We start from the raw sequence: 12595 nt of genomic DNA on the forward strand, positions 1-12595 counted from the left end.
AATTATTACTTTTCACCATCAGGAACAAACACATAACCTAATCCCCATACAGTTTGAATATAACGCGGGTTAGCCGCATCCACTTCAATCATACGGCGAAGGCGTGACACTTGCACATCTATGCTACGCTCTAGCGCACTGTAGTCGCGACCTCTTGCCAAGTTCATTAATTTATCACGACTTAACGGCTCTCGAGGGTGAGATACCAACGCTTTTAATACGGCAAATTCACCACTTGTGAGCGATACGGTATTATCCCCTTCGCTCATTTCTCGTGTGGCTAAATTTAAAGTAAATTTACCAAACTCAATTAAATTCTCTTCTGCTGAAGGTGCCCCTGGCACTTCTTTTGATTGGCGACGTAAAATTGCTTTTATGCGGGCAAGTAACTCACGTGGATTAAACGGTTTAGGAATATAATCGTCAGCACCGAGCTCCAAACCAATAATGCGGTCTACTTCATCACCTTTAGCGGTCAACATCACAATTGGGATTTGGTTTTCTTTTTGACGTAACCGTCTGCAAATAGAGAGCCCGTCTTCTCCGGGCAGCATTAAATCAAGCACCATTAAGTGAAAGTTTTCACGCTCAATAAGCCTATCCATTTGCTGTGAATCTGCGGCTGTTCTAACAATAAATCCTTGCTCTACTAAATAGCGCTCAAGCAAACTGCGCAAACGTTTATCGTCATCAACCACTAATACTTTTACTGTCTCTTGTCCCATAATCTGTTGCTTATTTTTATAATTTATTAATAGTTAATATAAATGAAAAACTTAATAATAAAAAACTAATTAAGTGCTTAGATTGTTACTGAACATTTCAAACCCATTGGTGGCTATTTTATCTCGACAAGCTGCCTTTATTTTAATACCGTGCCACACATGAAAATTAAACAAGAACACGGCGTGAAAACAAACTTAATTACTCGCGAAGGTTATTTACAACTTCAGCAAGAACATGACCATCTTTGGAATGTAAAACGCCCAGAAGTCACTAAAATTGTGAGCTGGGCTGCAAGCCTTGGTGACCGCTCTGAAAATGCAGACTATCAGTATAACAAGCGTCTATTACGCCAAATAGACCGCCGAGTGCGCTATCTACGTAAGCGTATCCCCGATTTAAAAATTGTTGATTACTCACCCGTGCAAGACGGCAAAGTTTTTTTTGGTGCTTGGGTTGAAATAGAAAACGAGGCTGGGGAGTGTAAGAAGTTTAGAATTGTCGGTCCCGATGAAATTTATGATCGTAACGATTACATTTCTATTGACTCACCGATGGCGCGAGCATTATTAAAAAAACAAGTAGACGATGATTTTGAGGTCATGACCCCTCAAGGTGCTAAGCAATGGTATGTAAATAATATTTCCTACCAAAAATAAAACGGCTTAGTTTTGATTCAGATCATATTAACTTTTTATTGTTTATATTATCTGAGTAAGCTATAACTAAAGTAACTCAAGTTATGATGTATTAATTTGAGAGTAGTTAATTAAGGTCGTCACTATGTCAAACATTACAGCGCGCATATTACAACATGCCCTATTGTTTACACTCTTCATGAGTGTAAGTTTGACATTGCATGCAACACCCAAAAATACGCAAATTGATGCTGGTTTTACACCTGCAGAATTTATTGTTTGCGACTCTCCTGATCAAGCAAACCTCGACACCGATATAGACTCTCATGTCGGTGTTATTGCGCTTAGAGAAATTCAACCACTTCCTTTAGCGTTTTACTTTCATTATGAAAGCAGCCTTTTAGTCACACCCTACAGCCATGCACACCCGCGAGCGCCACCCGTTATTTAGTTTAATAACTTGCTTTTAAACATTATTAAATTTTATAACTAATTAGGTGGATATTATGTCTAACTTTAAAGAACTCCGTACCCAAGATATTTCTCATGGCACTATTGCGAATACATTTACTAATGAAGCTGTCATTGATTTAACTTCACCTGCTACACAAGTGGTGACTAGTTTTACTGATACAAGCCCGATGCGTGCATCGTTTGATACAACAATTGAACAAGCGTCAAAACAGTTAACGACTAAACGCTCTGATTTTATTTTGGTAACTGATGAGCAGCAAAAGCTAATAGGTATAGTGGCGAGTGCTGATTTACAAAGCTCAAAAATCATGATTTTAGCACAGCGTTTAGGCTTGCCTCGTAGTGAAATTAGCTTGCGCTATTTAATGACACCGCTAAGTAATTTAATGGGTGTAAGTATGAAAAGCTTAAGCTACTCATGCATTGGTGATGCACTGCAAACTATGGAACATCATGGCGCTATGTTTTTATTAGTCACTGCGGCTAATAATGAAATAAGTGGTTTAATTTCAGCACGCGATATAGCACGTAAGCTGCAAATTCCTGTTCATATTAGTCCAATAGCGCACACATTTAGTGAAGTACTCGAAAGTATAGAGCACCCTCACTAAATCAGCTTTTTATTAGTATAGTTCCAACCCCAGTAATGGCATCTTAAAGCAAGTAAAATAGCTTGCTTTAAGAGCTTTTTATTACCCTCCCCTGTGATATTATTCAAGACATTGACGCATCAGTTAACTTCTTAGCTGGTCTTATTTTTTGTATTAAAAGGTTTTTGCATGAGCGATATCTCTGCACGTTTAGCAACTGAGCTAAATGCACAGCAGCAACAAGTGGTTGCAGCAACAAAGTTACTTGATGAAGGCGCAACCGTCCCCTTTATTGCCCGTTACAGAAAAGAAGTGACCGGTGGATTAGATGACACCCAACTACGCCTTCTAGAACAACGTTTGTCTTATTTACGTGAACTTGAAGAACGTCGTGGCTTTATTCTATCGACGATAGAATCTCAAAATAAGCTTACCGAGGAATTAGCAGCTGATATAAAAGCAGCGCAAAGTAAAACCGAGCTTGAAGATTTATACTTGCCTTATAAGGCAAAGCGTCGCACTAAAGGTCAAATCGCTATTGAGGCCGGTTTAGAACCTCTTGCTAATGCGTTATTTAACGACCCAATGCTCGACCCAGAAGCTGAAGCCGCTCACTATATTAATGCCGATAAAGCCATTATTGATACAAAAGCAGCCCTTGATGGTGCCAAATTTATTCTAATGGAGCGTTTTGCTGAAGACGCTAAATTACTCGCTAAGTTTAGAAGCCATATTAGTCAAAATGGGGCGATTGAGAGTAAGTTAATTGACGGGCAAGAACAAGCAGGTGCTAAATACAGAGACTACTTTGAACATCAAGAGCCGTTAAAAAAAGTGCCCTCGCACCGTGCATTAGCCATGCTAAGAGCACGTAATGAAGGCATTTTACAGTTAACGATTAACCCTGAGCCAAGTGCTGAAAATCCAGCCCAGTTATGTGCCCAAATGATCAGTGATCATTACCGCCTAGATATTAAAAACAAACCTGCTAGTGCATGGTTATTAACTGTGGTGCAGTGGGCATGGAAAATTAAGCTTGGGCTACACTTAGAAAACGAGTTTTTAGCCGCAATGCGTGAAAAAGCCGAAACCGGTGCCATTGACGTATTTGCTAAAAATTTAAAAGATTTATTAATGGCAGCGCCTGCAGGCCCTCGCACAACACTTGGTTTAGATCCTGGCTTGCGTACTGGTTGTAAAATTGCGGTAGTCGATAGCACAGGAAAACTGCTCGCTACACAAACAATCTTCCCACATGCACCGCAAAATCATTGGGATAAATCACTGCGTACGCTCGAGCAATTATGCCGCCAACATAAAGTTGAGCTTATTGCGATTGGTAACGGCACTGCTTCTCGCGAATCAGATAAACTGGTTGGCGAACTTATCAAAGCCAATGCCGAGCTTAAACTGAATAAAATTATGGTCAGTGAAGCCGGCGCTTCGGTGTATTCTGCGTCTGAATTTGCCGCTAATGAGTTCCCAGATTTAGATGTATCTTTACGCGGTGCAGTATCTATTGCACGTCGCCTCCAAGATCCATTAGCTGAGCTAGTTAAAATAGAGCCTAAGTCTATCGGTGTAGGCCAATATCAACACGATGTATCACAAAGCCAACTTGGGCAAAGCCTAATTTCTGTAGTAGAAGACTGTGTAAACAGTATTGGGGTTGATTTAAATATGGCCTCAGTGCCTTTGCTTGCACGTGTTTCTGGCTTAAACAAAACGTTGGCTCAAAACATTGTAAACTACCGTGACACGAATGGGTCATTTACAAAACGTAGTCAATTGAAAAAAGTAGAACGCTTAGGGCCAAAAGCATTCGAACAAGCGGCCGGGTTTTTACGCATTAATAATGGCAGCGATCCGCTAGATAACTCATCAGTTCACCCTGAAGCATACCCAATCGTTAAGCGTATTTGTGAACATAATCAGGTAGACGTAAATAACTTAATTGGTAACAGTGAATTTTTAAGTAAACTCGCTGCAAACGACTATATTGACGATAAATTTGGCTTACCAACCGTGACTGACATTATTAGCGAGCTTGATAAACCAGGTCGCGATCCACGTCCTGAATTCAAAACCGCGGAGTTTAAAGCCGGTGTTGAAAAAATTAGTGACCTTAAGCCTGGTATGATTTTAGAAGGTGTGGTTTCTAACGTTGCTAATTTTGGTGCATTTGTTGATGTGGGTGTTCATCAAGATGGACTCGTACATATTTCAGCTATTACTAACAAGTTTATTTCAGACCCACGCGAAGTGGTTAAAGCAGGTGACATTGTTAAAGTAAAAGTGGTTGAAGTCGATGCTGCCCGTAAACGCATTAGTTTTACTATGCGCCTAGATGACGACATAGACACCAGCAATAAAGCAGCTGCTGCGGCACAGCAAAAGCCTCGCAGCAATAATACCAACCAAGCACGAGCGCCTAAGCCTAAACGCGATACAGGCAATGCGATGATGGGGAATGCCTTTGCTGACGCCTTTGCTAACGCAAAAGTGAAAAAGTAATTTAAACGATATATTTAAAAATAAAAAAAACCGCCTAGGCGGTTTTTTTTATGCATTTTAAATAAGCTAAATTTGCGCTGAAAATTCGCTCTGAATCGCGGGTGATGTCGCCAGTTGATAAAAGCTAGCAATGCGTCCTGCACGCGCTTCAACTTCAATATCACGCGATTGTTCTTCGCTTTTAGCGGTTTTTACTTCTGAACTTTCACTATTAGAAAACGACGCACTGACTCTACTTTTATCTTCGCTGCTGTCTTCGTCATCAGCTGAAGCTAACTCAGCTTGTGCGGCAGCCATTTTCTGTGTGGCGTCTGCCGCAATCGCTCTGTCGGCACCTGAGGGTTCTGCTGGTGCTAGTGCAGCAGCACGTACCGTTTGCATTTTATCGATGGTTGCTTGCGGATCGCCATTGATAACCCCAACATCAATCGGTACTTCACCACCTACGGCATAATTAGTGCCATCGGGGCCTCTTTGGTATTCGTAACTGGGTGAACCGGCATATTGTCCACCAACAGCCGCATGCGCTTGCTCGTGGGTTCGCACTTCGGTATCGCGAGCTTTGAGCTCTTTAATTTGTTGCTGTTCTTGCTCAAGTTGAAGCTCTTCTTGCTCACTAACTTCTTCGGCAGCTTGCTGTTTTTCTTGCTCGGCATCATCTTGATCACTATCAGCATTGCCTTCGCGTTGTTCAATAATTTTGTTGTCTGCAATTTTGCCGCTTGCAGTATAAGTTGAACTATCGCTGTTACCAGGTAGTTTGGCTTTTTCTGCATCACTTTGAGCTTTGTTTTCAGTACTACCGGCGGTGTTTGCAGCGGCTGGGGGAATGACTTCACGTAACTGATTGTCACGCCGAGCAGTCTCCGTATAAACATTTGCAGTGTTTATATTGATAGACGGAAACGGCGTGACGATATTCATGAGGAATTACACTTTAATATCAACTAAAGTGCCTAGTACATCATCTGCAGTTTGAATTGATTGCGTGTTAGCCTTGGCATTAAACTCTTCAACTTTTAAGTTTACTAATGCATCATCAATTCGTGCAGGTTGGGATACCGGCGCGGTTACGGCTTCTTCAGGGCGAGCAGCCGTTAATTGACGTTGCTGCGCTAATTGAGAATCATCTTGCTGCTCTATGCTGGCACGGTTAATCTCAGCGCTGGCCTTTTCAATACCTTGGCTGGCTCTATTAAACCCTTCAACACCGCTATTAAATACAGATCCAATCGGCATAATAATAAACCTCCAGCAAATAAATATTGTTTAATTATCGCTCAAAAATCACGCAAAATAAAGCTTTAAACCGCTGTATTCATGGCTTTGCTTCAAAGCATTGATTTAACGGCAGATAAAAATTCGTTTTTATGAGAAATAAATGGCGCATGTGATGCTTTGTCTATTACTTCGTACTCAAAGTCAGAATTAAGTGCGACCATTTTTTCAATTGCTCGATAAGGAACGAGAGAGTCTAAACGCCCAAAAATTCCACTAATCGCGACGGGACAGTGAGAAAATAATTCACGTAAGTCTTCACTTTGCAGTATATCTAACCCCACACTTAATGCTTGATTACTCGGCGGCGGTGACTGACTCAATAGTTGTTTTAGCTGTTTTACATCATCTCGCGCCGACTCACTGCCCATCGCTTGAATCGCCAAAAAGCGCTCTATCGTTTTTGAACGCTCTTGCAATAGCTGTTCTTTAAACTGTGTGAGCACTTTAGGTTTAATACCTTCCCAGGGCAATTGCTCTACAAAAAAAGGAGTGGAGGCAACTAAAATAACTTTTGACACTTTTTCTGGCCAATGTTTGGCAATATAAATGGCAAACAAACCGCCTAAAGACCATCCCATCAAAACAGATTGTGGTTTTAATTGCTGACTCACCAGCTGAGCTGCATCATGTAAAGTATACGGTTCCAAAGAGACATCATGAGCACCGTAACCAGGTAAGTCTAAACTACGTACCTTACCAGAATATAAAAATTCTAATTCTGGTTTTATTAACTGCCACACGCCTTGGTTCATTCCCCAACCATGCAACAACACAAATTCATTTTGCATATTTGCCTAACCTTAACCAAACTTAAATCTATGATAGCGTTTTAGGGGGAGTTTGTAATGAGGAGAATCAGCGAATGAAACTTAGCCTAACTGATTGGCTTTTTCCCTCGTATTGCGTGTTGTGCCAGAATCAGATACACAGCTCACTGGGACTATGTCAGTTTTGTTTAGATGACCTGCCTTTGCTAGATTTGTCTGAGTATGACAATTTATTTTACCGCCCAGATATTGTAGAAATGTTTCCTAACTGCAGCTTTGAGAAACTATTTGCCTGCGCTTTTTATCAACCCCCTTTTGATTTATGGCTAAAACAACTCAAATTTAATAATCAAATTCATTACAAAAAAGCACTGCAGCAAGTCATCAAAAAACAACTTACTATTTTTACTAATAAACAGCATTTAGCTGCTGCTGTATTTATTATTTTACCTTTGCACAAGTCGCGTTTTTTTAGTCGAGGATTTAATCAGGTTACCCAAGTATGGCAGCCTTGTTTGTCATCCTTTAAGGTCTTGAATAATGTTTTAATACGCAATAAAAACACCTCGGCACAGTCACAACTGAGCAAAACAAAGCGGATAAAAAATTTACAGCAGGCTTTTTCATGTACTGCCAATTTAGAGGGTAAAACGGTGGTCATTATTGATGATATTATGACCACCGGTGCAACACTCAATGCAGCCACCTTGTCGCTAAAAGAAGCGGGCGCTAAACAAGTCTGGGCATTTACGACCTGTTTAACGCCACTTTAGATTTAGTTACCACTGACGCGAAAGGTATGCCCGAAAAATAAAGCGTTACTTAATAATCGGCTGGTGCCATACCAGTAACCTCTAAATACAGGGTTGTCTGTCATCGCAATCACACTACCTCGACCATAAGAGTGAGCCATTAGCGCAGCACCGCCGGCCACTTGCTCTACATTAACTGCATCAGTAAAACCAGCAAGTAACGGCTGTTGTGTATAGGTGAGTATATTTACAAACGGCGCTTGCGAGGCTTCAAGTAACCAGGTACTGTTTTTAAATACTGGCAGAGTGTCACGCTTAAATGAAAACGTCAGTGGGTGCGTAGTATCTACATCAGTATTAAATATAGCGCCTGCAATACGCTGGCGACCCGCTAGATGGTCTTTGTCTGCATATTTTAAACCTTGAGTATCAAATGCGCTGGCAACATCTTTACGTGATAAGTAGTTTGCTTTTAATAACTGCTGATCAGCTAAGAACTTTGCCCCGCCTTTATGACCCCAAATAACGCCGCCTTTTCTCACCCAGCTTTTAATTGCCACTTTGTCGGTATCAGATAACGTCGAATAATCGCCATGCGCCAAAACAATATGGCTGTAATTACTGAGCTCTAAAGACGCTAAACGGTTCATTTCAACAATGGTAGGCGCTACGCCTACAAAGCGATCTAGGTAATACCACACTTCACCTGCTTCATATTGGCTAACCCCTTTACCGCCAACTAATAACACCTTAGGCGCAGAAACAACCGCCATAGAGCGCGAGCCTAAGTCGGCACCTTTACTGGTTAAGCCTGTGGTAATTGGCTTAATTTCAATATCAAATTGGCTTTGTGCTTGATTTAGCTTTGCCACCCAATCAGTCTCTGTTTGCAGTCCTGCAGGGATAATAATACTGCCAGCATCAAAATTTATCTCATTACTCGTTGATGTTGCGGTTAATGGCTTTAATGCAACACGCGCTTTAATGCCTTGCTGTAATAAACTATTGAGCATTTTTGGGGCAAGCATGTCGTCCCAAGCAAATCCGTAGGCATAGTTTTTAGTTAGCGGCGTTAAAACAGGCTGTTTTGCTTTTTGCCAAGCCGTAGTATCAACCTCTAATCCCCAGCGGCTGTTTACTTTAGCAAATGGTAAATTAAACGCATGCGCTAATGTCCAACCTGATACATCGTAAAAAGTGTTATCGGCAAAGTTTTGCTGTTCACTAAAAATAGCTTTAACTAATCGGTATTGTGGTTGCGCAAGCGGCACAAAATAGCTATTAGCGGTAAAGTTTTTACCTTCAGCTTTTAGTCCCTCTTTAACTGGATAAGCATTAATTTGGTGCTGTTTAAGTATGCTTAAAAAATCGTTAGTACGTGTTTTGTCTTCCCCACCTTGAACAATATAACCTTGATAGTCTTCATCTTTGGCAAGCTCAACCGCTTTGTTATAAAAGTTAGCCTGATACTCAAGTAAAGCTTGGCGGTTATCAATCGCCGCTTTAAACGTTGATAAGCTCGTTAAAAGTTGGTTTTTAATCGTAAACGCAAAAGTTAGCGGGCCATTGATCGTTTCTTGAATATGGCCACGAGAACTTGCTTGTTCAAATAAAATACCGACACCACCATTTACATCAGGGTAAGTTGAACCTTTGCCATAATAAAAGTCATCAAAGCTTTCTTCTGTAAAATACAGTGCGTTGTTTTCATCTAAAGTTTTTGCATGATAATTTGCAATTGCTTTTGTTAGGCTCACATTTTCTTCAGGGGTAATGGGGTGTTTACGACTTGGGATCCCTGGTTGAAAAAAGTAGCTACTGTTTGGTCCCATTTCATGAAAGTCAGTTAAAATATTAGGTTTCCAATAATGAAACTTGGCTATACGCGCTCGCGACTCAGGGTGCTGCAGTAAAAGCCAATCACGATTTAAATCAAACCAGTAATGATTGGTACGGCTACTTGGCCAGTTCTCTACATGCTCACGCGTTTGCGGATCTGACGATAAGTTCATTCCACGATTACTATTAGCCCAATTAGCAAAACGTGCTAAGCCGTCTGGGTTAAGCGACGGGTCGAGTAAAATCACCGTGTTGTTAAGTAGCTCATTTATTTCATCACCTTGCGCGGCTGCTAAATAATAAGCCACTAGCAAGGCAGCATTACTCCCTGACGATTCGTTACCATGAACGCTATAACCCATCCACACAACGCTTGGCTGCTCTGCTAATTTATTGTTTGAATTATTTAGGCGAGCTAAGTGTGCTTGGCGAGTTTGTTTTATATTTTTTAGTTTGTTAGCTGCGGCAATAGTGAGCATAACTAGTGGGCGCTGCTCGTGGGTACGACCTATTACTTCAAAATTAACTCGATCGCTTTTTTGAGCCAAAATTTCCATATAGCGTACAAGCTGATCATGCCTTACATGCCATTCACCCACTTGATAACCAAGTACTTTTTCAGGTGTTGGAATGCTGGGATCAAATTCAACCTGTTGCTCAAAATAATACGACAGGGGCTTTGCCACACTTGAAAAACTGGCTAGTATCACCACTACTGTTAATATAAACCGCATATAAATCACTCTAAAAATGTTTGTTAATTGCACGCTACCATTGCTTAAAATAGATGCCAACTTTTTACGTTCAACACTAGCCGCAACACGATGAGCGGAGTATGATATGCAGTATCCGAGTAATTTAGTCAAGTATAGACGGTTTTATGATTTCAATTTCCGAAACAGCGCAAGCGCATTTTGCTAAGCTATTAGCAGATCAATCTCAACAAACGAATATTCGTGTGTTTGTTGTTAATCCTGGTACATCACAAGCTGAATGTGGTGTTTCTTATTGTCCAGAAGACGCGGTAGAAGAGAGCGATATTCGCCTAAACTTTAACGGTTTTGACGCTGTTGTTGATGCCGAAAGCGCGCCTTTTTTAGCCGAAGCTGAAATTGATTTTGTTACTGACAAAATGGGCACGCAGCTAACTCTAAAAGCGCCTAATGCTAAAGCACGTAAGCTAGGTGAAGACGCAAGCCTAAATGAACGCGTTCAACACATGTTAGAAACAGAAGTTAACCCACAACTTGCAAATCATGGCGGCCAAGTAAGCTTAGTAGAGATCACCGCTGCTGGTATTGCTGTGCTTCAATTTGGTGGTGGTTGTAATGGTTGCTCTATGATTGATGTCACACTAAAAGAAGGCATTGAAAAAGAAATGATTGCTAAGTTTGATGAGATCACCGGTGTGGCTGACATAACCGATCACGAAGCTGGCGAGCACTCTTATTACTAAGTATTAACCCAATATGCTAAAGCCACTCATTTACCGCTTAGGGAGCGACCCTAAGTTGAGTCTAAAGCGCTTTTTTCGCGGCCTAGCACTGTTTGTGCTGGCCGTGATGTTTATCACTTTGGGTTATTACAACCATTATAGTTTACAAGTCATTGGCATAGTAATTTTAGCGCCGGCATTGTTTTTTGCATTCTGGGGCTACGCGGGTATTTTTGCCAATCGTTTTTCGCAAGTATTGAAAAACATCCCTGCCAAAAATAACGACCCCGATCTATGGAAATAACGGTTTAATCAAGTAATTGATTATTAGTTTTTAGCTGCTGATATTTAATTATAAGTGTTACACCCCGCATTAGCATAAAACAACTCATTGCTAACCATAAGCCATTATTTTGCCACGACTGAAACAACCAAAACACCCCAAAAAAACCTATTGTCGCCGATAACAGCATACTATTTCGCATTGCTTTAGCACGTGTTAAACCAACGAATATACCATCAAACAAAAAACAACTCATTGCTAAAATTGGCAGCACAATTACCCACGGTAAGTAATCAGTAGCCTCTTCAATAACCTCAGGTACATTAGTCAACAGCTTTATAATAGAGCTGCCAAATAATATAAAAAATACACTATACAAAATGCCAAACAACATGCCCCAAAATACGCTTATTTTTACCCATAGCCTTATCTTTTCAACACTTTGTTGACCTTTCGCTTGGCCTACTTTTGCCTCGCTCGCATAAGCAATTCCATCAAGCGCAAAGCTGACCAACATTAAAAAGTTGAGTAGTACCGCATTGGCTGCCAATGTAGTTTCACCTATACGTGCAGCATAAAAGGTCATAAAGCTAAAACATAACTGCAATACTAAAGAGCGAATAAAAATATCGCGATTTAAACTTAATAATCCTGCCATTTTTTCTATGCTAAACCAATTTGCAACCGCTAAACTTATGCCCTGTTTTTTAGCTAGCTGAACCACTAACAGCAAAGCAAAAATTAAAGCCGTGTAATCCGCTATTAATGATGCCCAAGCCGCCCCTGCAACCGCCCAATCAAGATAAACTACAAAATAAATGTCGAGTACAATATTGGTAATATTAGTGACTAACAATAAATAAAATGGCCCTCGCCCATAGTGAACGCCAAGCATCCAGCCTAATAATACTAAGTTACATAGCGCTGCTGGGGCGCTAAAAATACGAATACTAAAATACCGATAGGCCTCATTGAGCACATCACTATTGGCAGCAGATAAATACGCAATGGCGTGTTTTATAAGGGGGGATAATAAAATCAGAATTAGAGCTACGCTGCTGGCCAATAACAAACTGCGTTTGAGTAAAGCTGCCAGCTGAGTTAAATCATTTTTACCGTAAGCCTGTGCCACCAGCCCAGTGGTGCTCATTCTTAAAAAACCAGCAAGCCAAAATAAAATGGAGATCACGGTAGAACCTAAGGCAATTCCCGCTAAATAATGCGCACTCCCGAGGTGACCAATCACTGCCGTATCAACAATTCCTAACAACGGCACAGTAATATTTGATAATATCATTG

At 40.8% G+C, this 12595-nt stretch carries 13 protein-coding genes; 7 read left to right on the forward strand and 6 right to left on the reverse strand.

Translation table 11 applies throughout. The features are described from left to right. Positions 1-5: 5 nt before the first annotated feature. A complete protein-coding gene (gene ompR, locus ND6B_RS15540; protein ID WP_016899332.1) occupies positions 6-725 on the reverse strand; it encodes an osmolarity response regulator transcription factor OmpR in 720 nt (239 codons plus the stop codon). A 183-nt stretch (positions 726-908) separates the two neighbouring features. On the opposite strand from ompR, the gene greB reads away from it, so the two are divergent. From greB to ND6B_RS15520, 4 genes are all read left to right on the forward strand, one after another. After that, entirely contained in the window at positions 909-1382 is a 474-nt protein-coding gene (gene greB, locus ND6B_RS15535; protein ID WP_024602196.1) for a transcription elongation factor GreB, read from the forward strand. A gap of 124 nt (positions 1383-1506) precedes the next feature. Then, on the forward strand, positions 1507-1812 hold the full coding sequence (locus ND6B_RS15530; protein ID WP_013466113.1) for a hypothetical protein: 306 nt from the start codon (positions 1507-1509) through the stop codon (positions 1810-1812). Positions 1813-1867: 55 nt separating this feature from the next. Beyond that, positions 1868-2446, forward strand: a complete 579-nt coding sequence (locus ND6B_RS15525) for a CBS domain-containing protein (protein ID WP_016900087.1) — start codon at positions 1868-1870, stop codon at positions 2444-2446. A 168-nt stretch (positions 2447-2614) separates the two neighbouring features. Further along, positions 2615-4939, forward strand: a complete 2325-nt coding sequence (locus ND6B_RS15520; RefSeq protein ID WP_033102768.1) for a Tex family protein — start codon at positions 2615-2617, stop codon at positions 4937-4939. A gap of 66 nt (positions 4940-5005) precedes the next feature. Here ND6B_RS15520 and ND6B_RS15515 read toward each other — a convergent pair whose 3' ends face one another. The 3 genes from ND6B_RS15515 to bioH form a co-directional block, all read right to left on the reverse strand. Next, complete coding sequence (locus ND6B_RS15515; protein ID WP_013466116.1) at positions 5006-5863, reverse strand: putative metalloprotease CJM1_0395 family protein; 858 nt, start codon at positions 5861-5863, stop codon at positions 5006-5008. 6 nt (positions 5864-5869) lie between these two features. Next, on the reverse strand, positions 5870-6178 hold the full coding sequence (locus tag ND6B_RS15510) for a hypothetical protein (protein WP_008112879.1): 309 nt from the start codon (positions 6176-6178) through the stop codon (positions 5870-5872). Between the two features lie 92 nt (positions 6179-6270). Continuing rightward, positions 6271-7008, reverse strand: coding sequence for a pimeloyl-ACP methyl ester esterase BioH (gene bioH, locus ND6B_RS15505; RefSeq protein WP_028834837.1), 738 nt, complete (start codon positions 7006-7008; stop codon positions 6271-6273). Positions 7009-7082: 74 nt separating this feature from the next. Here bioH and ND6B_RS15500 point away from each other — a divergent pair, with 74 nt between their 5' ends. Then, positions 7083-7760, forward strand: a complete 678-nt coding sequence (locus ND6B_RS15500; protein WP_013466118.1) for a ComF family protein — start codon at positions 7083-7085, stop codon at positions 7758-7760. Between the two features lie 2 nt (positions 7761-7762). Here the strand turns inward: ND6B_RS15500 and ND6B_RS15495 are convergent, their stop codons facing one another. Further along, positions 7763-10312 (reverse strand): M14 metallopeptidase family protein, encoded by a 2550-nt coding sequence (locus ND6B_RS15495; protein WP_033102780.1) that lies wholly within the window; start codon positions 10310-10312, stop codon positions 7763-7765. 146 nt (positions 10313-10458) lie between these two features. Here ND6B_RS15495 and nfuA point away from each other — a divergent pair, with 146 nt between their 5' ends. Then, entirely contained in the window at positions 10459-11034 is a 576-nt protein-coding gene (gene nfuA / locus ND6B_RS15490) for a Fe-S biogenesis protein NfuA (protein ID WP_013466120.1), read from the forward strand. Positions 11035-11047: 13 nt separating this feature from the next. Then, on the forward strand, positions 11048-11317 hold the full coding sequence (locus tag ND6B_RS15485; protein WP_033102769.1) for a hypothetical protein: 270 nt from the start codon (positions 11048-11050) through the stop codon (positions 11315-11317). Positions 11318-11321: 4 nt separating this feature from the next. On the opposite strand, the gene ND6B_RS15480 is transcribed toward ND6B_RS15485, so the two are convergent. Continuing rightward, positions 11322-12593 (reverse strand): MATE family efflux transporter, encoded by a 1272-nt coding sequence (locus ND6B_RS15480; RefSeq protein ID WP_033102781.1) that lies wholly within the window; start codon positions 12591-12593, stop codon positions 11322-11324. Between the last annotated feature and the right edge of the window lie 2 nt (positions 12594-12595).

Source organism: Pseudoalteromonas sp. ND6B (genome assembly GCF_000764215.1).
In the GTDB taxonomy this organism is placed as follows: domain Bacteria; phylum Pseudomonadota; class Gammaproteobacteria; order Enterobacterales; family Alteromonadaceae; genus Pseudoalteromonas; species Pseudoalteromonas tetraodonis.